Raw genomic sequence first — 22,403 nt, 5'->3', positions numbered from 1 at the left:
CCGCCTCCCGTCAATCCAAGCCGGCCAAAACCCAAAACATCGCCAAACCAAATGGCTTTCTTTTATGCCTGACAATTTCCCCGGACAGCCCTGCGGCACATGGGCGGGAGATCGCGCGTGTTTCCGCGATGATCCGGCAGGCGGCCATCGAACAGTTGCCGGTTGCCCATCCGCATTATCCCGGTGTCGGCATCACGATCTCGCAGCTGTCGGGACCAACGGATGATCCGAACGCCGACTGGAAGAACACGGTGACGATGGCGACGGGTGATCTTTCCTGGGACGATCCCGCCACCTGGACGGGAGCGCTCGATCGCTGCCCCTGCGGCACCGGCACATGCGCGAAGATGGCCGTTCTGCATGCGAAGGGTGAGTTGCCGCTCAATCAGGATTTCCGGCATCAGGGGATCCTCGGCAATATCTACACCGGCAGGCTGGTCGAAGAAGCAAGGATCGGTGATAGATCCGCCGTCGTCCCGACGCTGACCGGCACCAGCTGGATTTCCGGCCTGAACACCCTCGTTCTCGACAATGAGGATCCCTTCACCGAAGGGTTCACGCCCGGAGACATCTGGGCCTGAGGAAAGGGCGCGCGCATCGCCTGGGCGATGATCCCGCTTTCGTTTCGGATGCCATATGTTTACAAGCGGAAGCTGTAAAGATTCGACCGAACGGAGGCATCGCTCTTGCATATCCTGCGTCGCGCGCTGTTGGGGTCCCTATGGGCCGTGATCGGCTGGAAACCGTCTTTCGCTGCGCAAGCCAGCCCGGAAACGATCACCCAGGAGGAGGCGTCGTCGGTGACACCCCGGCATGTCCTCTGTTTTCTCGGGAGGGATCGCGACCTCAGCCGCTTGTCCGAAGCGGCAGCCCAAGCGACCCGTGATTTCGCCACCGGGTTCAGCGTCGATGAGGATTATTCGCAGGCAGAGCCGGATGACCGCATGAGCCGGTCATTCGATGTCTGCTGGGATCGGGTCGAACCCAATGCCTGGAACGAGACGGACGAGAAAGCCGTCGCCGATCATCAATCCGTCCTCTATGTCCTGGGGCCGAGCATGACGCAGGCAGACACCATCAAGGTGTCGATGACGGCGCTTCGTCTCGTCGAGCGGCTGATCCAGGCGGGAGCGGTTGCCGTCAAGGGCGAAAGCGCCGGTATCGCACATGGGCTCGATCGATGGAGAACGCTGATCGGCCAAGGCGCTGAAGCGCAGAAGGCCGGCGATCGGCTCGCCCAGCAGCGCGTCGGCCGGCTGGCCTTCGCGAAGCGGCCGCTCTCGGCGCGCGGTTACCTGGAAAGCGTCGGCTTCCATCTCGTGGGGCTGCCGGAGGTCTATGTGCGGGAGACATCAGGCAGCGAAAGGCAGGTCGTTGCCATCATGGATGCAGTTGCCGACGAGATCGGCAAGCAGGGTCTCGATCCGACGCTCAAGGCGCGGGGCGCAAGCCTTTCCTTCGATTCCACCTATGGAGTGGATGAGTTCAAGTTCAATCCCTATGGCATCGTCAAGCTCGCCGGGTGAGCCGGCTCGATCTCGCGGTAATCGGCCTGCGACAGGGCGAAGTGCCGGATCGCCGTTGCAGCGACGCAGTCATATGCATTAGTTGTAACTGATCGTGTCGCTCACGCGTGGGCGATTGAAGAAATGGTGGTCGAAGCTGTAGCCGTTCTGCCCGGTGAAGTTCGAGAAAAACGCCGACACCGGTGTCGTCAACGTGTATTGCACCCGCGTCAGCACCACCTGGACGCCAGTCTCCTGGATCTTCGCCGGTATATCGATCGCGCTTGCCGTGCCGGAAGCAAGGGACGAGGTCTTGAACGCGGCGGACCAGTTTACGGTCGCTTTGCCGCTGTTGTCGACATCATTGACTGTGACCACAATGGTCAACCCGGTGGTCTCATAGGGCTGCAGGATGAAGCTCGCGCCGGAAAGAAGCTTGGTGACGTCGGTCTTGGTCCAGGTGCTCTGCTGCGCGATCATATCGCCTGTGCTGGAAGCGATCTCGTCTATTTTGCGGCTGACGGTGAGGGCGTGGCCGAGATCGACGGTGCCGAACAGCAGCACGATCAGGATCGGTAGCACCAGTGCGAATTCCACGCCCGAAGCGGCCGTGCGGTCGCATGCGAGGCGGCCGATGAAGGATCGGGCGAGGCTGAGAAGGGCGAGGTTCCGTTTCATGATCATCTCAGAAGGGCTCATTGCGAAACAGAGCGGAGGACCCAAGGAGATAGCGGCCGTCCGAAAGCTTGGCGCTCGACAGGTCGAAGAAGTTGACGGTGGCCACCCAGGGCAGGAATGCCTGCACCAGAATGTAGTCGCTGCCCTTTCCGATATCATAAGTCTCGGTGACGGCAAGATTGCCGCTGTCGTCGATCGGATCGGCGCTGGTGGCAGACGACAGGTCGGAAAGCACGCTGACCTTGACGATGAGGCCGCTCGAGCAGCTGAACGACAGAAGCATGTCGTCGCAAATTTTGCTCTTGAATGTGGCCAGTGTGATCTTCGATGACGCCACCTCGCCGGTACGGATCATCCGGGAGATTTTATGAACGGAAGCGTCCAGCGAGGAGTTGACGAAGAACATCAGCGACACTTCGATGATGCCGAAGATCATGATGAAGAGCGGCAGGGCCAGGATCGCAAATTCGATCGCAGCCACCCCCTTGCGATCGCCGAGCAGGCGGCGAAGCAGTGCAAAGCGGATTTTTGCGGTCATTGGGTCAGCCGGACGGAAGAGAGATATTGGGTGAAGAGCGCCGACAGGCCCGCAGTGATCTCCGTCGACGACGAGGCCGATATGAACAGGCTCTTCGACGATGCGCAGTCGGCAAGCGCATAGGGAATATAATCGCGTCTCGTAATACTGGTCGAGACGCCGCTGTCCATGGTGCCGCCCCAGGTGTTCTTCCAGTTGGCGCTCGCCATGGTCGAGCCGACGGTTGCGTTATAGCCCCAGTCCGTGGTGATCGGCAGATATTCGGTGTAGAGCACGGCCATCGTGTTGGATTGGTTCTTCAGATAGCCGCACCAATCGGGATTGAGAGGCGCCACCTTGTTCCAGTAGGCACCGTATTTCCTATCCTTCGTTACCTTGTCGGTCACCCATTCGCGCTGCGATTGGACACCGTCCGTTAGCAGCAGAACCAGCTTGAGCGGCGCGCCCGAGGAGGTTCCGTCCCCTCCGGCGCCGACTTTCTGTTTGAGCGTCGCAAGAGAAACGTCGAAATAGGTGGCGGCCTTCGAGGTCGCGCTGGTGAGCCCGTAGCTGCTGTCCGCGAGGCGGGTGCGCGCCGTATCCGTGCTCAGCGTCGGGGCGAGAACCTCCGAAAGCGTATCTCCGAGGCTGTAAAGCCCGACCTTGATGCGTTCATGATTCTCGTCGGATTCGTCGATCATATCGAGCACTTCGCGCACGGCGTCGCCGGCGACATCGGCGCGCAGTTTTATCTTCTTTTCCTTGCTGTAGTCATAATTGGTCGCGTATGTCGTCTTGCCGATGTTGTGTGAATCGCCCGTGTGGCAGGCGAACTGGCATTTGATGCCGGTATACATGGTCGACTGACCTGCCGTCGTCGCCGCCAGCAGCATCGAAGGCGATGTGTCGATGACAATATAGACATTGAGATAGGACGTGGCAGGGCCCTTGACGGCGCTTGCCACGCTGACGGGAACGGTCTCGATGTTGGCGATCTTCATGAACGTCGTCGGAACGGTGCCGTTCGCCGTCGCCGTGATGTTGTGGTTCACGGTATCGATGTCGATATCACCAAGCGCGTAGCTATTGTCCACCTGTGCGTGGAACCAGTCGGAAACCTTCTCCTTGAGAGCGTCGGTATCCTCGGTGTTGTTGATCTGCTTGACCGCGGCGATCAGGGCCGCGTCGAGGTCGCTCTGCATCCTCTGCCGGACATTGTAGCTGCGGATATAGTCGAAGCTCGCACCGACGGCGACGAGCATCGGCACGAGGCTGAGGGCGACGACGATCGCGACATTGCCGCCTCTGGCCCTTCCGAGACTGCGGAGGGCGCTCGTAATTCGAGCAAGCGCATATGAAAGAGCCGAATTCAAAACACACCATGACGCAAGACAAAAAATAGCAAAAGCACGATGTATCTAGAAAACTTGAGCGTTTGTTAATTTCCCCATTTCCCGCAGCAGACGGGCTGCCGGCCAGTCGTTTGCTGCGCTTATTGGACATGTTTGCGAATTATGGATATTCGCTGTGCTGTCGGCGCGTGCGGGGTGAGCCTTCTCGGCGCCGCTTCAGCAGGTCGTGCAAGCGTCTTTTGACCTTCTGCGATGACATATTCCTGTTACAGCAGAGCCGTGCCCAAGGCGGAAATCATCGTGCTTCGGCGACGCCCTTCAGTTGGCGGCTCCAGCCCCAACGAGAGGTGGCGTCGCGGGTGATCGCGCGTCACCTGTTACGCTGTTGTCGGAACTCACGATGTCTGACGAAGAACTGCGACGACGCGGTCGCCCATTGAGGCGCAACGGGCGCCGTCGAAGGGGAACAGGGCCGCAAATGCGCCGGAGAGCTGTTTCTCGATTGACTGGCGCATCGCCTTCCGCGCCCGATGCAGCCTGGTCTTGGCGGTTTCGGGTTTGATGCCGAGATAGGATGCGGCCTCCTCGGTGCTCATGCCCTCGACCTCGCGAAGCACGAAGATGGCGCGAAATTCGTCCGGAAGGTCGTCGACGGCCTGTTCGAGAAGATGCCGCGCCTGGCTTCGCGACAGCTCGCTTTCCGGATCGGTTGCTGAGAGCGAGGAGGGGAACTGGAGGACTTCGCCGCCCCGCGATGTCGTCTGCATGTCGATTTCCTCAAGCCCGGTGGTGTTCTTTCGTGCGCGAACGCGGCCCAGCGCCTCGTTAAGCGTTATCCGGGTCAGCCATGTCGAGAGCTCGGCCTCGCCCCGGAATGTCGCCAGATTAGTGAAGGCCTTGACATAGGCGGCCTGCACGACGTCTTCCGCTTCCCAATCATTGCGGATGATGGCGCGCGCGGTGCGGAACAGGCGCTGGTTGTGACGCTGGACAATGGCGCGGATGGCAGGCTCGTCACCCTGCTTTGCAAGGGATACGAGCTCGGCATCGGGGAGTGCTGATATATTCTGCCGGCGTCGCGCGACCGGAACCGCAATGGCTGTCATGCAAATCTCCGCATTGCTTTGGATCGGAGCCCGGCCTTACGGCCGAACGTCCAGTTTGCCCGTCATGGCGGGATGAAAGCGGCAATAGAAATCAACCGCTCCCGCCCGGCCGACCGTCATCCGCGCCTCCGATTTCGGCGGCAGGTCGACATCGAAGCTCTTGTCGCGAGCCGTCGCCGTATGCCGGAATATATCATCGTTTCGCCAGACGATCACATCGCCGACATGCAGCTCGGCAGGCGGTGCGCCGAATTTCATGCCCGTGATGGTGACCTGATATTCCGCCGCTGAGGCGACTCCACTGCTTGCCCAGAGCAGCGCCAACAACAGCGGCGGCAATTTCGTCAGCGATCTCATCGCAGGCCTATTTGATCATCGAAGCGAGATGCTCGGCATGCGTCTGGTGTTGCTTGAACAGGGTGAGGCCCGTTTCCAGCAGCGATTTCAGCTCCTTGTTCTGAGCCGAAGGGATCAGCACCTTGGCGAGGGCATCGTTGACCGACTTGTGATAAGCGACTTCGTTTTCGATATAGGCCTTGTCGAAGGCTGCACCGTCGAGGGCGTCAAGCGTCTTCAGTTCCTTGCTCGCCTGGGTCGAGAGCGACTGGCTGATCTTGTTGTCCTCAGGCGTCACCTTCAGCTTCTTGACGAGCGCGACCGCCTGGTCGTTGACGGCCTTGTGGTCGCGCTCCATGGTTTTGGCGAATTCGATGACCTCTGCATTCTTGCTCTTCTTCAAAGCCTGCTCCGCGGCGGTGACATCGATCTGCCCCGCCGTATAGGCGATGTGGGCGATCTGAGGGTCAGTAGGCTTGGCGTCGGCGGCGATCGAGGCCGAGCCGAGCGATGCCGCGATGAAGGTTGCGCCGAGAATTCGTTTGAACATGATCTGTCTCCTTATGTCGGATGGAAGCGAGCATTGGATGCAGATCAATCGAAAAGGTTCCCGGAAAATTTCGAAGCGCTTCAGTCGTCGCCGATGAAGCGTTGAAGCACGATCGCGTGGTTGTGGGCCTGGTCTTTCGCCGCATAGAGAAGCGTGGCATCCGACCGCCCGATCCGGCGTTCGAGCTCCTCGACAACAGATGAATTCTCTTTGAGCTCGTCGCGGTAGCGGCGCTGGAACTCGCTCCATTTGGCGGGATCGTGGCCGAACCATCGGCGCAGCGCCGGACTCGGCGCGATGTCCTTCAACCAGACATCGACGGCCGCCTCCTGCTTCTTCAAGCCGCGCGGCCACAGCCTATCGACCAGAATACGCGTGCCGTCCTTGTCTTCTTTCGGCTCGTAAATTCGTTTGATATGCAAGGCCATTTGTTCATCCGCATGAAATATGTAAGTCAGCGCGAGAGGGGCGCATCACCTCGCATCAAGCCAAGCGATTTCAACTCCTCCCACAGCTCGCGAGGGATATGTCTGTTCCGCGCGCGGTCGTTTGACGCCACTTGATCGATCGATTGGCCACCCGGGATGACCGAAACGACAGCCGGATGGAAGAACGGAAAGTTGAGAGCTGCGTCTGAGAGAGCGACATTGTATTTCAGGCAGACGTGCTCGATGCGCCGGACTTTATTGAGGATGTGTGACGGGGCGTCAGAGTAATTATACTGCGCGCCGGCAATCGGGCCTGTCGCCAGTATGCCGGAATTATATGGCCCACCGAGCACGATGCCGATATTTCGGGCTACGCACATGGGAAGAAAGGATTCCAACGCCTCCTGCTCGAGCAGAGTATAGCGTCCGGCGAGCAGAAACAGGTCGAAGTCGCCACGCTCAGCAAGCGTCTGACACATCTCCCATTCGTTTATTCCGCCGCCGATAGCCTTCACCACTCCCTCGTCGCGAAGCGAGATCATCGCCTGATACCCGCCGTTCATGAATTGCTCGACATAGTGGTCGCAGGCCGCTTGAGTGCCGTGATTGAAGACATCCAGATCGTGCACAAACAGGATATCGAAGCTGTCGAGTCCGGTGCGCTCGAAGGAGGCTTCGAAAGATCGCATGATGCCATCGTAGCTGTAGTCAAAAACCTCTCGGCGACTAGGCGTGTTGAAGAATTTGCCGATGCCGGTCCGCTCTTCGGGTCGGCAGACCTTGAGGATCCGGCCAACTTTTGTCGACACAACGAAGTCTTTACGCTGTTTCGCCGCAAGGAAGCGGCCAACCCGCCTCTCTGCGAGGCCGAGCCCGTAGAGCGGCGCGGTGTCGAAGTAGCGGATGCCGTGTTGCCAGGCTGCATCCAAGACTGCTGCCGCCTGCTCATCGCTTATCGCCCGATAAAGATTGCCGAGCGGCGCGGTGCCGAACCCGAGTTCCGTAAAGGTAAGCCCGCCGTCTCCCCTGCGGTCCCAATGTCGCGTCCTCATGTCAGCTATCCGCATCTCAATTCGTTTGCTGCTCGTGCTCGACACTACATTCTAATTAATAACGTTCGGGTGGAATCCAAGCTAAAACGAGAAACCTCGGCCTGCGATGGCCCCGGGCAAGGGCGTCCCATTCAGCCGCGATCCTGTACACGAGCGCGATATCCGGTGCATTAGCCGGTGAATGGCGCATCCAGCCATTCGATTTAACGAAGCCCAAACTAGTGTTGGCGTATGACAGGGTTGTTACATGGTTTGGAAGGTGGAACCAACGCGGTGAATGGCATTTGGACGCAATTTGGTGGCAACCTTTCCTTCGTGTCTCTGGCGATGTCGCTCTGGGCTCTCTTTTCGATCCAGTTTCAGCGCCGTTCCTTCACGCAGGAGAAGATCGCGTTCGGAATGATCGCCGGCGGCGCCTCCATCGGATCCATGCTGCTCGCGATCGAATTCCATCCCGGTATCTTTATCGACCTGCGATTTTCGCCGCTTGCATTGGCCGGCATGTTCGGGGGGCCGATTGCGGCGGCGTTTGCCGCATCGCTGGCGATTGCCTTTCGTTTTGCGGTCGGCGGCACGGCGATGGTCGACGGGATCATCACCATTGCATTCGCGGCCGGCATCGGCGTGGCCGGCCATTTCTGGACCCGCAAGAGATCTCCTCGTTTCACCGACGTTGTTCTGCTCGGCCTTGCCCTTGGCGGCACACTGGTTGCAGTGATGGCCTTGCTTCCCACTCTCGTGACTGCCCATGTGCTGACTGAAGTGGGTTTTCCCCTGACGGCCTTGAATTGTCTGGCGACCGTTCTGGGTGGCTTTGTTCTCCTGAAAACGCAGCAATGGGAACTCGAACGCAGCATTCTGGTGACGGCATTTTCGCAATCGCCGGACTATCTCTATGTGAAGGACCGAAACAGCCGCTTCATCACCGTCAATGAAAACATGACGCGCCTCTTCCGTTTCAGAACGACGGCGGAGATGACCGGATTGTCGGATTTCAATCTGATGTCGCAGCCGCTCGCCGAAGAATTGTATCATCTCGAGCAGCAGGTGATGGAGACAGGGACGCCGCTGATCGACTCCAACGAGCGGATCGAAGGTCGCTTCCTGCTTGCTTCCAAGGTGCCGGTGCGGGACAAGCAGGGACGAATCATTGGTCTTGCGGGCGTAACGCGTGACGTGACCGAGCGCACAGCGCTGGAGCGGGAGCTGCGCGAAAGCAAGAACCTGCTGTCGCATGCGATGGCGAACATGTCCGACGGCATCGCCATGTACGACAGCAAAGGATTTCTTCTCTTCTGCAACGATCAGTACCGCGACGCCTTTCCGCTGTCCGGCGACGCCCGTGTGGTCGGCGCCCATATTAGCGACATCCTGCGCCGCGTCGTCGAAACCGGCGAGCGGCCCGGCGCCGCCCAGGGTGACGCAGAAGAGTGGATCAAGACCGTCAGCGCGACTTTGCACAGCAATAAGGATGAGGAGGTTCAGCTTCACAACGGCGATTGGCGCAGCATCCGCACAAGGATTGCCGGAGACGGCACGGCGATGGCCGTTGTCTCGGACATCACGGCGACCAAACAGGCGGAGATCGCGCTGAGGATGTCGGCGGAGCAATTGAAGAATCTTGCCGAGACCGACGGGCTCACCGGCATCGTCAATCGTCGCGCTTTCGACGAGACTTTTGCGCGTGAGACGGCGGGCAGCGCCAGGAAAAACACGCCTTTCAGCCTGTTGATGGTCGATATCGACCGCTTCAAAGCCTATAACGATACCTATGGTCATCCCGCCGGCGACCAATGCCTGCGCGTCATCAGCAAGTGTCTACGCCAGTCCGTCAGTCGGCCGGCGGACATCGTTGCGCGCTACGGCGGAGAGGAATTCGCCGTGTTCCTTCCCGACACCAGCGCCAAGGGGGCGATGATTGTTGCCGAACAATTCGCGCGTCGCCTGGCCCAGGAGAATATCATTCATTCCGGCAGCGAATTTGGGCGGGTCACCGCCAGCATCGGAATATCCTGCGCGACCGGCGCGACCCTGCGGACCAGCCCGAACCGGTTGCTGACCGAGGCCGACGCCGCGCTCTATGAGGCCAAGACGCAAGGCCGCAACCGCATCTTGGCGCATTCCCGCGAGAACGGGCATGGCCTGAAAGAAACCGGTTAGGGTCCGAACAAGCTACCGCGCTTCAGTTCTCTCGATAGGATTCTTCTATCGAGCCATCATTCGTACGCCCTTGATGTTTAGCGCCCTTCAACAATACAGGGCGCATGGACACAAAATTTATCGGGAAGAAATCGGCGGCAGCCGGCGGCTGGGGCGCTCTGAGGAGCTGCGGCAAACAATTGCTGCAAAGCGGTATGCCGGTCTCCGGCGCGCGGACCATGCTGAAGGCGAACCAGCCGGACGGCTTCGATTGCCCGGGCTGCGCCTGGGGCGATCCGGAACACGGATCGTCGTTCGAATTCTGTGAGAACGGCGTGAAGGCCGTCGCATGGGAGGCCACGGAAAAGCGGGCGACACCCGCCTTCTTTGCTGCGAGCACGGTCTCTGAGCTTCGCCAGTTGTCGGATTACGAACTGGAGCTCAATGGCCGCCTGACGCATCCGATGCGTTACGATGCTGCGAGTGATCGTTACCTGCCGGTGGCGTGGGAGGATGCTTTTGCCGAGATCGGCAGCATTCTGAAGGACCTCGATAATCCCAATCGGGCGGAGTTCTATACGTCCGGCCGCGCCAGCAACGAGGCTGCCTTCCTCTATCAGCTGTTCGTGCGCATCTACGGCACCAACAATTTTCCCGATTGTTCCAACATGTGCCACGAGGCAAGTGGAATCGCCCTGAATCAAGCGGTCGGCGTCGGCAAGGGCACCGTGCTTCTGGAGGACTTCGAGAAGGCCGATGCGATCTTCGTGATCGGCCAGAACCCCGGCACCAATCATCCCCGAATGCTCGGCGACCTGCGCCGGGCGGCGATGCGCGGCGCGCGGATCGTCGTCTTCAATCCGATCCGCGAGCGCGGGCTGGAGCGTTTCTCCGATCCGCAGGACAAGATCGAGATGCTGCGCGGCGGCTCGACCGACATTGCCAGCCTTTATCTGCAGCCGCAGCTCGGCGGCGACATGGCCGCGGTCAGAGGCATGGCAAAGGCGGTCTTGGCCGCGGAAGGCGCGGCTGTCGCCGCCGGCCTGCCCTCCGTCCTCGACCATGCGTTTCTTGCCGAACATTGCGCCGGTTTCGCAGAATACCAGGCAGCCGTCGAGGCGACGAGCTGGGCCGCGATTGAGGACCAGTCAGGACCGAGCCGTGAGGAGATCGAACGGGCGGCCGAGGTCTATATCAGGGCAGAACGGGTCATCTGCACCTGGGCGATGGGAGTGACCCAGCATCTGCATTCGGTGGCGACGATCCGCGAGATCGCCAATTTCATGTTCCTGCGCGGCAATATTGGCAAGCCTGGCGCCGGTCTTTGCCCGGTGCGCGGCCATTCCAACGTGCAAGGTGACCGGACCGTCGGCATCAATGAAAAGCCTGCGGACGATTTTCTCGATGCGCTGGAGAAGCATTTCCGCTTCTCCGTGCCGCGTGACCATGGCCATAATGTCCTCGCGGCAATCGGGGCGATGCTCGACGGCTCGGCTGAGGCCTTCATCGGGCTCGGCGGCAATTTTGCCCGCGCCACGCCCGACAGCGCGCTGGTCGAAAAAGCACTTCGGCGGCTGAAGCTGACGGTGCACATCGCCACCAAACCCAATCATTCGCATCTGATGCCCGGCGAGGCGTCCTTCATTCTGCCCTGCCTCGGGCGTACCGAGATGGATCTGAACGCTGCCGGCAATTCCCAACTCGTCAGTGTCGAGGATTCGATGAGCATGGTGCATGGATCCGCCGGCATCAACCGTCCGGCCTCGCCGCATCTCCTCTCGGAAGTCGCCATCATTGCCGGCATGGCCCAGGCAACGGTCGGCTCCTCCGTGGCCGGCTGGGCAGAGCTTGCCGACGACTACGACCGCATCCGCGATCATATCGAGGCGACCATTCCCGGCTTTGAAAATTACAATGCCCGCCTGCGCAAGCCGCGCGGTTTCCATCTGCGCAACCCGGCCGCCCACCGGGAGTGGCAGACGCCGGCAGGCAGGGCATCATTCTCTTGCCCGGCCCTTCCAGGGGAGACCGTGCACCAGCGTGCGCGAAGAGGCGAGGGGCGTTTCGCTCTGCAGACGTTCCGGTCGCACGACCAATACAATACGACGGTCTATGGTCTCGATGACCGATATCGCGGCGTCTACGGAGAGCGGCAGGTCATCTTCATTCATCCGGCGGATCTGAAGGCGATGAATGCCGAGGCCGGTGACCCTGTCGACGTGATCGGCGATTACGATGACGGCATCGAGCGTATCGCGCGGGATTTCCGCTTCGTGCCCTATGATATTCCGCGGGGCAGCATTGCCGGCTATTACCCGGAACTGAACGTGCTCGTGCCGCTTGGCAGCGCCGGCGAGCAAAGCGATACGCCGACCTCGAAATCGATCATGGTTTCCTTGCGCAAGCGAGACGCCGCGTGAGCAAAGAGGCTATCGGCGCCGACCGTTTTCTTGCCCTTGTCGCTGCGGCGCAAGCAAGGGACGCCGCACTGACCTCCATACAAGCCGGTCTGCTCGTCGCTGCCGAGCTCGGGATCGCGTCCGACAGCCGCTCCTTTGCGCGCATGCTGGGGATCGCGCATGCCCTTGTGTTGCGGAACCTCAGCGCACTGGCGGAGCGTGATGATATGCTTCAAATCGTCAAGCGGGATCCGAGGACGATGCGAGTGCACTACAGGTTGGCCGTGCTTTAAAACACAGAGGGCGCAAAGAGCGAAGTTGAAAGTCGCGGTGTGCTTCAGATGCAAATTAGCGGCGGCCCATGCGCTTTCTCGTTTCGGAGGGGTATTCGCCATATGTCGCCTTGTAGACCGCGGAAAAGCGGCCGAAATGAAAGAACCCCCATTTCAGGCAGATGGCCTTCATCGTCTCGGTGCACTCGGGATCGAGCAGATCCCGGCGCGCCGCGCGCAGACGAAGCGTCAGCAGGTAAGCGGCGGGGGACGTTCCCTTGAAGGCGCGGAAACCGGTTTCGAGCGCTCTGCTGGAGACGCCGGCCGCTTCCGCCACCTTTGGCATGGTGATCGGCTGATCGATATTGGCCTGCATGAACTCGATCGCCCTGCGCACATGCTTCGGAGCAATCAGAGCGGGTCCCTTTTCCAGGAAATGCGACAGCCGGTGCGGCACCATGCGTACGACGAGATCGGCGAGCGCCTGCGTCATGTGCGCCATGGCGATCGGCGACTGCAGCAGCGGGCCGTCATCGCGCATCCCTGATATGATCGTTTCGGTGAGATTGCCGATCGTCCGGCCGGCCGGCGTCGACAGATCCAGTTCGGGTAGAAGGTCGAGCGAGCCGCTGAACGGCATTTCGAACGTCTGGCCGATCGTCTGTAGGATGACGGGCCAGTTGATCAGCAACTCGTCGATGACGTTGCCTTGCCCGTGCATGAGAACGCTGTCGGGTTCGAAATTATTGTAGAGAAGCAGTTTGCCTTGCCCGGCCTCGGCCTTGCGCGCCCCATAGGTAACTCCCATGCCGCCGCGGCGCGGCACGACAAGCGACAGATATTCCGCTGTGCTGACGGTCGGCTCGATGTTGAATTGGAACTCCGCCTCATGATAGCCCGTCAACAGGACGGCGCTCTCGGCCACGGAAAAATCCAATCCCCAATGAAAGTCCTTGGCGCGGCCGACAGGTTCGGCATCAAACGCGCCGAAAGCGCCGCCGAGGGTTTCCACCATGTTGTCGAAAGACGAACCGTGGAATCGGAAGGAGAATGGCTGGGGGCTGTTTTCCGTCATGCTGTCCCCGTTATTTCATCTGGCGTCGCGCGCACGGCGTGACACCTCGGCCACTGACATCAGAATGAAGTACGTCCTTCTTGTTGTTCGCACGTCACCGAGCGTCATCTTCTCCTCACGCTTGCCAGGGCATGACGAACAAGGCTTGGCCATATATTAGCCGATAAGAAGCCAGAACGCAGTAAGCGGCAGCCAGGCGGGCAAGTTTCAACGTGATCCGGGCGTCGGTATTGCTGGCCGCGGCAAGCCGATCCAGGCAGAACTCGCGCGTGGCGTGCGTCGGAAACGCAAGCCTTTTAAAGGATTTATCGATAATTCCCATCCGTCGGATTTTCCTGGCCAGGCGGCAGGAACTGACAGAATCGGCTGCACTTGGCAAGGCCTTGGAACTGCTGCTTTGATGGTGATCCGGTGATGAAACGATTAGCCAGCGTGCGCATAGAGCACATTCAAGGCGCCATCCAAAAGTCGCCTGCCGAAGGTTCTTAAGTGGACCGCTCGAGATAGCCTTCGGCAGGCTGACAGGCAGTTGGCATACGCACGGGATGGAGTGCGTATGGGTGTAATCCCCGTCCATCATATGGGGTGATCGATGGAGCGGTGGCTTGGAGACCGTAGACCATCATGGCCCCGGTCGGACTGAGCTTAGTGTTCTACTGCGATGGAGCAATTGTAATGCGCCGATATTGTAGGCCGATCGGCTTTTCGTGACGCAGTATGGACTGGTCCTGCGCAAAACGTATAGGCTGGGCTCTCCCTCCCCATTCTTTGGGTGCCCCTGAATTAAAGATCCAGTCCGACTCGCCTGTTGTCGGAGAAGGCATAGAGATCTGGTGTAAAGACACTTCATTTGTCGATGCCAGGGAGTGTCGCGACAGGTGGCATGAGCCTTCTGAAAGCAGGTTTCGGAGGATCAAACCCGTTGGCAGGGCGACAGGATCGGTACCGATGGCCTCGACATCGGACGGGTCGATATAAAAGCCAAGTCTAACGACTACCCGCGAGCTTTGTCACACGCCGCTCGGGCGGCCGAGGATCTCCCCCGAGGCCGCATTCGTGATCCCTCAGGCAGCCGGCTTGCCGGTTGCGGTGCGTGGTGACGCGCCGAACGTCGGTGCCGCCGGCCAGACCGAGAGAGCCCGGGCCCGTAGGTTCAGAGCGCGACCGAAAGGGCGCTTTCGCGTGGGGCAGCCAGCTCCTGCGAGTTCACCATTGCACCGGCGAGCTGGCGGAAAGTGACAAGGCCCAAGGTTTCTCCCGACGGCGAAACCACCCTGGCATCGTCGTTCGGTGTCGAAGCCAGCATTCGGACGGCTTCTTCGACGGTCGTACCCGATGCGATCGTCAAGCCGCCAGGCGCTGCGGCGGAGTGCAAAGGTGTCATGACCGCTTCGACATGGACGACCCGGCCTCGGTTCACTTCCTTGACGAAGTTCGCGATGTAATCGTCGGCCGGGCGCAGCACGATGTCCTGGCTGGTGCCCTGCTGAATCACTTCGCCGTCGCGCAGGATGGCGATCTGATCGCCCAGGCGCAAAGCCTCGTCGAGATCGTGGGTGATGAAGACAATGGTCTTCTTGATCTCTTTCTGAATGTCGAGAAGGACCGTCTGCATATCCGTGCGGATCAAGGGGTCGAGCGCCGAATAGGCCTCGTCCATCAGAAGCACAGGTGCATCGTTGGAAAGGGCCCGCGCTAGGCCTACGCGCTGCTGCATGCCGCCGGAAAGCTGGTTGGGGTATTTCTGCTCAAAGCCCTTCAGCCCCACGCGCTCGATCCAGCGCATAGCGATTTCAACGGCTTTCGCACGCTCCATCCCCTGCACTTCGAGACCGAAGATAGTGTTGTCGAGGACATTGCGGTGCGGCAGAAGTGCGAACTTCTGAAACACCATCGCCGTCTGCTGCCGGCGAAACGTCCGCAATTCGGTCTCGTTCATCTTCACGACATCGACGCCGTCGACCAGCACTTCGCCTGATGTCGGATCGATCAGGCGATTGATGTGGCGGATGAGCGTCGACTTGCCCGAACCGGAAAGGCCCATGATGACCTGAATGCAGCCGGAGGGGATCTCGATACTGATATCCCTGAGGCCCAGGACATGACCGTGCTTTTCGTTGAGTTCGACTTTCGTCAGTCCCTTCTGAACCGCTTCCACATAGGAGGCGGGATTGGGGCCGAAGATCTTGTAGAGGTGGCGGATCTTGATACCGCCGAAACGATGCTCAGCCATGGACGGTCTCCTGATGCTTCTGGAGCCTTTTGCCATATGCCTGGCTGACCCGGTCGAAGATGATGGCGATGCCGACGATGGCAAGGCCGTTGAAAATGCCCAGCGTGAAGTACTGGTTGGCGATCGCCTTGAGCACCGGCTGGCCGAGACCCTGGACACCGATCATGGACGCGATGACCACCATGGCGAGCGCCATCATGATCGTCTGGTTGATGCCGGCCATGATGGTGGGAAGCGCCAGCGGCAACTGCACCTTGAAAAGCTTCTGAGACCGTGACGTCCCGAAGGCGTCGGCCGCTTCCAGCACGTCCTTGTCGACGAGCCGGATGCCGAGATCGGTCAAGCGGATCATCGGCGGGATCGCGTAGATGACGACGGCGATCAGACCAGGCACCTTGCCGATGCCGAGCAGCATGACGACAGGGATGAGATAGACGAAGCTCGGCATCGTCTGCATGACGTCGAGGATCGGATTGACGACGCGCTGCAGCCGGTCGGAGCGGGCCATCAGGATCCCGATCGGAATGCCGATGGCGATGGAGAGCACGGTACAGACGAAGATCATCGAGACCGTCCGCATCGTGTCGTCCCACATGTCGAAGTAGCCGATCAACATCAGCGTCACCAGACAGCCGATGACGATCTTCAAACTGCGGCTCGCAAACCAGGCGATGACGAGGACGATCAAGGTGATGATCGGCCATGGCGTCTGCGTCATGAAGCGTTCGGCGGCGATGAGGAAGTGCTGCAGCGGAACGAAGAGGCTTTCGATGCCGTCGCCATAGCTGCGGGTAAATCCGCGAAAGCCGTCATCGATCGCCTTCTTCAGATTCCGAAGCGCGTCATCGTTCATGTGCGGGAATTTATAAAACCATTCCATCTCGGTTCCCCTTTTTCTTCAAAGAGCCGTGGCAGTCTTTTTGATTTTGTCGGCGCGTGAGAAGCGGTGCGCTTTTCGCGCACCGCAATTTTGGCTTAGAGAGCAGCTTCGATCTTCTTGGCTGCTTCAGGCGAGACCCACTTGGTCCAGATGTCCTTGTTTTCTTCCAGGAAGTGCTTGGCGCCGTCTTCGCCGGTCGCCTGGTTGTCCGTCATCCAGGCCATCAGCTTGTTGACGGTGTCGTTGCTCCAGGAGCGCTTCTTCAGGTAGTCCATGACCTCGGGCCCGACCTTTTCCGAGAAAGGCTTGGCAACGAGAGTCACGACGTGATCGACTGGCCATGCCGCCGGCTTCGGATCGGGGCAGTCGGCAACGGTGATGCAACGTTTCCACTCGGCGGCATCCTCCGGCACGCCGGCTTCAAGCTTGACCATCTGATACTTGCCGAGCAGCGCGGTCGGCGCCCAGTAATAGCCGACCCAGCCTTCCTTGCGCTCGTAAGCCTTGGCGATCGAGCCGTCGAGACCGGCGGCAGAGCCGGTGTCGACGAGGGTGAAGCCCGCCTTTTCGGCATCAAACGCCTTATAGAGTTGCGAGGTGACGACCGTGCCGCCCCAGCCCTGCGGGCCATTGACGACGGCGCCCTTCTTCGGATCTTCAGAATCGGGGAAGAGTTCCGGATGCTTCAGCGCATCGCCGATCGTTTTGATATCGGGATGGGCGTCGGCGAGATATTTCGGAATCCACCAGCCCTGTACGCCGCCATCCGGCAGCGGCGAGCCGACCTGAACGATGCGGCCTTCTTCTGTGCCCTTCTTGACGACGTCAGGCAGCAGGTCGATCCAGGCTTCGGGCGCGATATCGGGCTGGCCCTTTTCGGCCATGGAGGTGATCGTCGGGACAGTGTCGCCAACGGTGATGTCGGCGCTGCAGCCGTAACCTTCGTTCAGGATGAACTTGTCCAGGTTGGAGAGAACTTCGGCGCTCTGCCAGTTCATGCTGGCAATGGTGACGCTGCCGCATTCGGCGGCGCTGGCGAAGGACGCGCCGCCGATCAGGCCGAACGTCAAACATGTCGATGCAAGTAGTTTCTTCATTCTCGTTCCCTCTGCTTAGCGGCTGTTATCGTCGAACGGGGCGCCGCAGAACCCGCTCCAACGGTCGTCAGGATGCTTCTCCCATACTCACCGATTTCTTGAATGCCGCCGATAGTCCATCGGCGACAGAAATATCGAATCCTGCGGCGCGCATGCCTTCGATGGCTGCTGCGGTGGTGCCACGATAGTCGAGAAAGGTTTGAACGACGTTGTTGGGACATTCGTCGCGGCGCTCAAGCAGGCGGCCGGCGCCTGATATCACCGTATTGACGGCGCGGCGCGCAACCTCGGCCGACAGACCGCGGGCGACGGCGTCGCGCATCATGGCCGCGGCGAGCAGCGCCGGGAATGCCGGCCCGGAGCCGGAAAGGCCTGTGAGATAATCGATGTCGCTTTCGCTTGCGACCTCGTCCTCGGATCCGCAGGTTTCGAAGATCGCGCGGACGACGGCCCGATCATTTCTCGTGATCTCGTTTGCGCCGATCCAGGGGGTATAGGATTTCCTCACTTCGGCAGCGGCATTCGGCAGGGCGCGGACAACGCGGCCTGTCTTGTGGCGCTCCGAAAGGGCGCCCAGGCGAATACCGGCCATGACGGAAATCACGAGCTTGCCGGAAGCATCGAGGGCGAACGGACGCCAGTCGTCGGGGCGGACGGAGAGAAGGATCACATCCGAGCGGTCGGCAAGCTCCTGATTGTCCTTGGTCCAGAAGGAATCCGGGAAACGGTCGGGCTGCCGGCTGCGATAGGAGAGGCAGAGATTTCGAGGATCGACCAGATCGGAATCAAGGATCGAGCCGGCGATGGCTCCGCCGAGCCAGCCGCCACCGCCAATAATACCAATCCTCAAGGAAACGCTCATCTCGGTTTCCTCAGCCGGGCCTATAGCCATGCCGCGCGAAGAAGCGGTCGAGCTCCCTCTGCTGTGGCACTTCACCCGTGTAGATCGCGATATATTCGGGAATCCGTTTCATGCGGACGGCGAGTTCCTCCTTCGACTGCATGGAAATGTACCCGATCTGAACGAGATAAGTTGTCCGCGCTCTGACATCCGATGTCGTTTCTGGTACCCCGAACCGCATAAACATGCGTTTGAGCGCCTCCAGCCGGATCTGATCGGCCTTGTGAACCTCGGCCAGAAGCTCGTCCGACTGCAGCGCCCAGCTGCGCACGGCAAATTCGAACCTGGCGTCGAAGAGATCGGTGCTCAGCCAGCAATCGAAGACGTTGAGCATCGCTTCGGCCAACGATTCCGCATAGGCTTCCGATTGCTTGACGATATTGCCGGTGTTTTTCTCACGCCATCGCGCCACCAGCGCGCTCAGGAGTTCCTCCCGATCCTTGAAGAACCAGTAGAAGCTCGTTCGCGAAAGATTGAGCTTCTTTGCGAGCGGCAGAATTTTCACTGAATCCACGCCGGATTCCAGCAGTGACTGGTAGGCCGCTTCCAGCCATCCCTCCTGCGATCCACGCCAACCGGTGTCGTTCAAAGACTGGTCCATGCATTATCTCCTATCAAATTCCGCGGCCTCGTACAAGAAAAATGTACATCTGTGTCGAAAATAACGACCTTATTGTTTTCAACATTGACACCTGTGTACATTGCGCTTAGCGTCTGCTCCGATGTTTTTAATCCGGAACCACGGCCCATGTCGAACGATCCTCTCCTTCAGCCCTACCAGCTCAAGCATCTGACGCTGCGTAACCGTATCATCGTGACTTCGCACGAGCCGGCCTATCCAGAGGACGGCATGCCGAAGGAGAAGTATCGGGCCTATACCGTGGAGCGGGCAAAGGGTGGTGTGGCCTTGACGATGACGGCAGGTTCCGCCGCGGTTTCCCGGGACAGTCCGCCCGTCTTCAACAACTTGCTCGCCTATAAGGACGAGATCGTCCCCTGGATCAGGGAAATGACCGACGCCGTGCATGAAGAGGGTGCGGCGATCATGATCCAGCTCACCCATCTCGGCCGGCGCACGCGCTGGGACAAGGGCGACTGGCTGCCGGTCGTCGCGCCGTCGCATCATCGCGAAGCTTCGCATCGCGCCTTCCCGAAAAAGATGGAGGATTGGGACATCGAGCGCATCATCAAGGATTTCGCCGATGCGGCCGAACGGATGAAGGCGGGCGGCATGGACGGAATCGAGCTTGAGGCCTACGGCCACCTGATCGACCAGTTCGCGTCTCCGCTCACCAACGAACTCGACGGCCCCTATGGGGGTGCGCTCGAAAACCGTATGCGCTTCTGTCTCGATGTGTTCAGGGCGATCCGCGAAAGGGTGGGGAACGAATTCATCCTCGGTGTACGCTATACGGCCGACGAGTGTCTGCCCGGCGGCAACGGGCAGGCCGAAGGCATCGAGATTTCGAAGCGGCTGCGCGATAGCGGGCTTATCGACTATCTGAACGTCATTCGCGGCCACATCGACACCGACGCCGGTTTGACCGACGTCATCCCGATCCAAGGCATGGCGAACTCGCCGCACCTGGATTTTGCCGGTGAAATCCGTGCCGCGACCAACTTCCCGACGTTCCATGCGGCGAAGATTCCGGACGTCGCGACGGCGCGACATGCGATTGCAGCAGGAAAAGTCGACATGGTCGGCATGACCCGCGCCCACATGACCGACCCGCACATCGTCCGCAAGATCATCGAGAAACGGGAAGAGGATATTCGCCCCTGCGTCGGCGCCAACTACTGTCTCGACCGCATCTATCAGGGCGGGGCCGCCTACTGCATCCACAATGCCGCCACCGGCCGCGAATTGACGATGCCGCATATCGTGGCAAAGGCCGACGTCAGAAAGAAGGTCGTCATTGTCGGCGCCGGCCCGGCCGGTCTGGAAGCGGCGCGCGTCGCGGGGGAGCGCGGCCACGATGTGGTCGTTTTCGAAGCGGCGAACAATCCAGGCGGCCAGATCCGCCTCACTGCCCAAAGCGAACGCCGCAGGGAAATGATCAGCATCATCGACTGGCGCATGAGCCAGTGTGAGAAATACGATGTCACCTTCCACTTCAACACTTTGGCGGAAGCCGACACGATCGGGGCCGAAAATCCTGACGTCGTTATCATCGCCACAGGCGGCTTGCCGCATACCGAGGTGCTCACCAAAGGCAACGAGCTGGTGGTCTCGTCTTGGGACATCATCTCCGGCGATGTGAAACCTGGAACCAATGTGCTTGTTTTCGACGATGCCGGCGACCATGCCGGTCTCCAGGCGGCGGAATTCCTCGCCAAGGCAGGCGCCAAGGTCGAGATCATGACGCCTGACCGATCGTTCGCGCCCGAAGTCATGGCCATGAACCTGGTGCCCTATATGCGCTCACTCCAGAAGCACGACGTGACCTTCACCGTCACCTATCGGCTGGAGGCCGTCGAGAAGAGCGGTAATCAGCTCGTCGCCCATATCGGCAGCGATTACGGCGGAATTGCTCGGCAGCACAGCTACGACCAGATCGTCGTCAATCACGGGACCATCCCGCTCGACGAACTCTATTTCGAGCTGAAGCCCCATTCGAGCAATCTCGGCGAGGTCTCGCACGATCAGCTTCTCCAGGGGCAACAGCAATCGGTCATCCGCAATCCCGAGGGCAAGTTCCAGCTGTTCCGGATCGGCGACGCCGTCGCTGCTCGCAACACGCATGCCGCTGTCTATGACGGTCTGCGCATCGCGAAGGATATATGATTGTCAGAGCGGCCGCCTGTCGGCCGATCGGGGGGGATGATATGAGTTTGCGCAACAAAAGCCTCCAGCACTTCCTGGAAGCCGCTTCGGTCGCTTTCGGCCAGTTCGCCAGGGCTCCGGAAGCCCGTCGCTCGATCGGGCAGTTCTTCGCGGCGCTGGAGCGTCCGGGGACTGCGCGCGCGGGAGGGGGAAGCCGGTTACCGGTCTGCGCTCACCTCGATATGGCGCTCGCGGTCGATACGTCCTATGCTTCGCTGGCGCGATTGATCGAGGGGTTCAAAGGCATCGAGCCAATGCTTGAATGGCGTCGCCGCACAAAGTATGACCACACCACGGCCAGCGACAATTTCGTTGATGGGCATGCCAATGCCATGATCGTCGGGCCGGGTGGATTGGAGGAGCGAAGTGACCTGTGGTTCGGCGTGACGTTGATGGCGCCTCATGTGCGCTATCCCGATCACGACCATGCGCCGGAGGAAGTCTATCTCGTGCTGTCCAAGGGAGAGTTCCAGCAGGGGGAGGGGAATTGGTTTTCGCCTGGTATCGGCGGATCGTTCTATAATATTCCCGGGATCAAACATGCCATGAGATCGGTGGAGATGCCGCTCTTCGCCTTCTGGGCGTTGCTCGCTGAGCGGTCGCATTGACGGCCGGCTGTCTAAAGCATGTCGCGCAAAGCTGTGCGGCGGTTGCGACAACGGCTTACGTAAAAACAAAGAGTTAAAGCGCGAGCCAAGCGAATCTGAAAGATCGCGACGCGCTTTGGATAAAGGGGTTCGCCATGAAGATTCTCGTGCCCGTCAAGCGGGTTGTCGACTACAACGTGAAGATCCGGGTGAAGCCGGATGGCACGGGTGTCGAGCTTGCCAATGTGAAGATGTCGATGAACCCGTTCGACGAGATCTCGGTGGAAGAGGCGCTGAGATTGAAGGAAGCCGGCAAGGCCGAGGAAGTGGTGGTGGTGTCGATCGGCCCTGCCAAGGCCGAGGAGACGCTGCGGACCGCGCTCGCCATGGGCGCCGACCGGGCGATCCTGGTCGAGACCGACGAGCAAGTCGAGCCGCTCGCTGTGGCCAAGATCCTGAAAGCGGTGGCCGA

General features: G+C 60.0%; 23 protein-coding genes. 8 read left to right on the top strand and 15 right to left on the bottom strand.

What is annotated here, in order from left to right:
- Both GGD53_RS31220 and GGD53_RS31215 read left to right on the top strand, forming a co-directional pair.
- Nucleotides 1-581 (top strand): proline racemase family protein (locus GGD53_RS31220; protein ID WP_246717926.1); only part of this gene is annotated, 581 nt, incomplete at its 5' end.
- A gap of 105 nt (nt 582-686) precedes the next feature.
- Nucleotides 687-1,526: a hypothetical protein gene (locus GGD53_RS31215; RefSeq protein WP_184460560.1), complete on the top strand. Its 840-nt coding sequence runs from the start codon at nt 687-689 to the stop codon at nt 1,524-1,526.
- Nucleotides 1,527-1,604: 78 nt separating this feature from the next.
- Here GGD53_RS31215 and GGD53_RS31210 read toward each other — a convergent pair whose 3' ends face one another.
- From GGD53_RS31210 to GGD53_RS31175, 8 genes are all read right to left on the bottom strand, one after another.
- On the bottom strand, nt 1,605-2,189 hold the full coding sequence (locus GGD53_RS31210; protein WP_184460559.1) for a TadE/TadG family type IV pilus assembly protein: 585 nt from the start codon (nt 2,187-2,189) through the stop codon (nt 1,605-1,607).
- Between the two features lies 1 nt (nt 2,190).
- On the bottom strand, nt 2,191-2,721 hold the full coding sequence (locus tag GGD53_RS31205; RefSeq protein WP_184460558.1) for a TadE/TadG family type IV pilus assembly protein: 531 nt from the start codon (nt 2,719-2,721) through the stop codon (nt 2,191-2,193).
- Nucleotides 2,718-4,073 (bottom strand): TadE/TadG family type IV pilus assembly protein, encoded by a 1,356-nt coding sequence (locus tag GGD53_RS31200; RefSeq protein ID WP_184460557.1) that lies wholly within the window; start codon nt 4,071-4,073, stop codon nt 2,718-2,720. The genes GGD53_RS31205 and GGD53_RS31200 overlap by 4 nt, the downstream gene beginning before the upstream one ends.
- Nucleotides 4,074-4,447: 374 nt before the next feature.
- Nucleotides 4,448-5,158, bottom strand: a complete 711-nt coding sequence (locus GGD53_RS31195; RefSeq protein ID WP_184460556.1) for an RNA polymerase sigma factor — start codon at nt 5,156-5,158, stop codon at nt 4,448-4,450.
- A gap of 36 nt (nt 5,159-5,194) precedes the next feature.
- Nucleotides 5,195-5,515: a cupredoxin domain-containing protein gene (locus tag GGD53_RS31190; protein WP_184460555.1), complete on the bottom strand. Its 321-nt coding sequence runs from the start codon at nt 5,513-5,515 to the stop codon at nt 5,195-5,197.
- Between the two features lie 7 nt (nt 5,516-5,522).
- Nucleotides 5,523-6,044, bottom strand: a complete 522-nt coding sequence (locus GGD53_RS31185) for a DUF4142 domain-containing protein (RefSeq protein WP_184460554.1) — start codon at nt 6,042-6,044, stop codon at nt 5,523-5,525.
- Between the two features lie 80 nt (nt 6,045-6,124).
- On the bottom strand, nt 6,125-6,472 hold the full coding sequence (locus GGD53_RS31180) for a DUF488 domain-containing protein (protein ID WP_184460553.1): 348 nt from the start codon (nt 6,470-6,472) through the stop codon (nt 6,125-6,127).
- Nucleotides 6,473-6,498: 26 nt separating this feature from the next.
- Complete coding sequence (locus GGD53_RS31175) at nt 6,499-7,524, bottom strand: aldo/keto reductase (protein WP_184460552.1); 1,026 nt, start codon at nt 7,522-7,524, stop codon at nt 6,499-6,501.
- 231 nt (nt 7,525-7,755) lie between these two features.
- On the opposite strand from GGD53_RS31175, the gene GGD53_RS31170 reads away from it, so the two are divergent.
- The 3 genes from GGD53_RS31170 to GGD53_RS31160 all read left to right on the top strand — a co-directional run bounded on the left by GGD53_RS31170 (nt 7,756) and on the right by GGD53_RS31160 (nt 12,355).
- Nucleotides 7,756-9,684, top strand: a complete 1,929-nt coding sequence (locus GGD53_RS31170; protein ID WP_184460551.1) for a diguanylate cyclase — start codon at nt 7,756-7,758, stop codon at nt 9,682-9,684.
- A 104-nt stretch (nt 9,685-9,788) separates the two neighbouring features.
- A complete protein-coding gene (locus GGD53_RS31165) occupies nt 9,789-12,083 on the top strand; it encodes an FdhF/YdeP family oxidoreductase (protein ID WP_184460550.1) in 2,295 nt (764 codons plus the stop codon).
- Nucleotides 12,080-12,355, top strand: coding sequence for a hypothetical protein (locus GGD53_RS31160; protein WP_184460549.1), 276 nt, complete (start codon nt 12,080-12,082; stop codon nt 12,353-12,355). The genes GGD53_RS31165 and GGD53_RS31160 overlap by 4 nt, the downstream gene beginning before the upstream one ends.
- Nucleotides 12,356-12,410: 55 nt before the next feature.
- Here the strand turns inward: GGD53_RS31160 and GGD53_RS31155 are convergent, their stop codons facing one another.
- The 7 genes from GGD53_RS31155 to GGD53_RS31125 all read right to left on the bottom strand — a co-directional run bounded on the left by GGD53_RS31155 (nt 12,411) and on the right by GGD53_RS31125 (nt 19,121).
- Nucleotides 12,411-13,409 carry an AraC family transcriptional regulator gene (locus GGD53_RS31155; RefSeq protein ID WP_184460548.1) on the bottom strand — a complete coding sequence of 333 codons (999 nt, stop codon included), beginning with the start codon at nt 13,407-13,409 and terminating at the stop codon, nt 12,411-12,413.
- A gap of 115 nt (nt 13,410-13,524) precedes the next feature.
- Nucleotides 13,525-13,731: a hypothetical protein gene (locus GGD53_RS31150; RefSeq protein ID WP_184460547.1), complete on the bottom strand. Its 207-nt coding sequence runs from the start codon at nt 13,729-13,731 to the stop codon at nt 13,525-13,527.
- An 831-nt stretch (nt 13,732-14,562) separates the two neighbouring features.
- Complete coding sequence (locus GGD53_RS31145) at nt 14,563-15,642, bottom strand: quaternary amine ABC transporter ATP-binding protein (protein ID WP_184460546.1); 1,080 nt, start codon at nt 15,640-15,642, stop codon at nt 14,563-14,565.
- Complete coding sequence (locus tag GGD53_RS31140) at nt 15,635-16,522, bottom strand: ABC transporter permease (protein WP_184460545.1); 888 nt, start codon at nt 16,520-16,522, stop codon at nt 15,635-15,637. The genes GGD53_RS31145 and GGD53_RS31140 overlap by 8 nt, the downstream gene beginning before the upstream one ends.
- A gap of 95 nt (nt 16,523-16,617) precedes the next feature.
- On the bottom strand, nt 16,618-17,619 hold the full coding sequence (locus tag GGD53_RS31135) for an ABC transporter substrate-binding protein (RefSeq protein ID WP_184460544.1): 1,002 nt from the start codon (nt 17,617-17,619) through the stop codon (nt 16,618-16,620).
- 67 nt (nt 17,620-17,686) lie between these two features.
- Nucleotides 17,687-18,481 carry a pyrroline-5-carboxylate reductase family protein gene (locus tag GGD53_RS31130; protein ID WP_184460543.1) on the bottom strand — a complete coding sequence of 265 codons (795 nt, stop codon included), beginning with the start codon at nt 18,479-18,481 and terminating at the stop codon, nt 17,687-17,689.
- A 10-nt stretch (nt 18,482-18,491) separates the two neighbouring features.
- On the bottom strand, nt 18,492-19,121 hold the full coding sequence (locus GGD53_RS31125; RefSeq protein WP_184460542.1) for a TetR/AcrR family transcriptional regulator: 630 nt from the start codon (nt 19,119-19,121) through the stop codon (nt 18,492-18,494).
- A 147-nt stretch (nt 19,122-19,268) separates the two neighbouring features.
- On the opposite strand from GGD53_RS31125, the gene GGD53_RS31120 reads away from it, so the two are divergent.
- From GGD53_RS31120 to GGD53_RS31110, 3 genes are all read left to right on the top strand, one after another.
- Entirely contained in the window at nt 19,269-21,305 is a 2,037-nt protein-coding gene (locus GGD53_RS31120; RefSeq protein ID WP_184460541.1) for an NADH:flavin oxidoreductase, read from the top strand.
- 41 nt (nt 21,306-21,346) lie between these two features.
- Nucleotides 21,347-21,952 (top strand): dimethylsulfoniopropionate lyase, encoded by a 606-nt coding sequence (locus GGD53_RS31115; RefSeq protein WP_184460540.1) that lies wholly within the window; start codon nt 21,347-21,349, stop codon nt 21,950-21,952.
- 134 nt (nt 21,953-22,086) lie between these two features.
- On the top strand, nt 22,087-22,403 hold a 317-nt coding region (locus GGD53_RS31110; protein ID WP_432443138.1), incomplete at its 3' end, for an electron transfer flavoprotein subunit beta/FixA family protein.

This window comes from Rhizobium aethiopicum, from assembly GCF_014197535.1.
In the GTDB taxonomy this organism is placed as follows: domain Bacteria; phylum Pseudomonadota; class Alphaproteobacteria; order Rhizobiales; family Rhizobiaceae; genus Rhizobium; species Rhizobium aethiopicum_A.
Note: the sequence above shows the minus strand (reverse complement) of the source record. Positions and strands in the feature narration are given on the sequence as shown.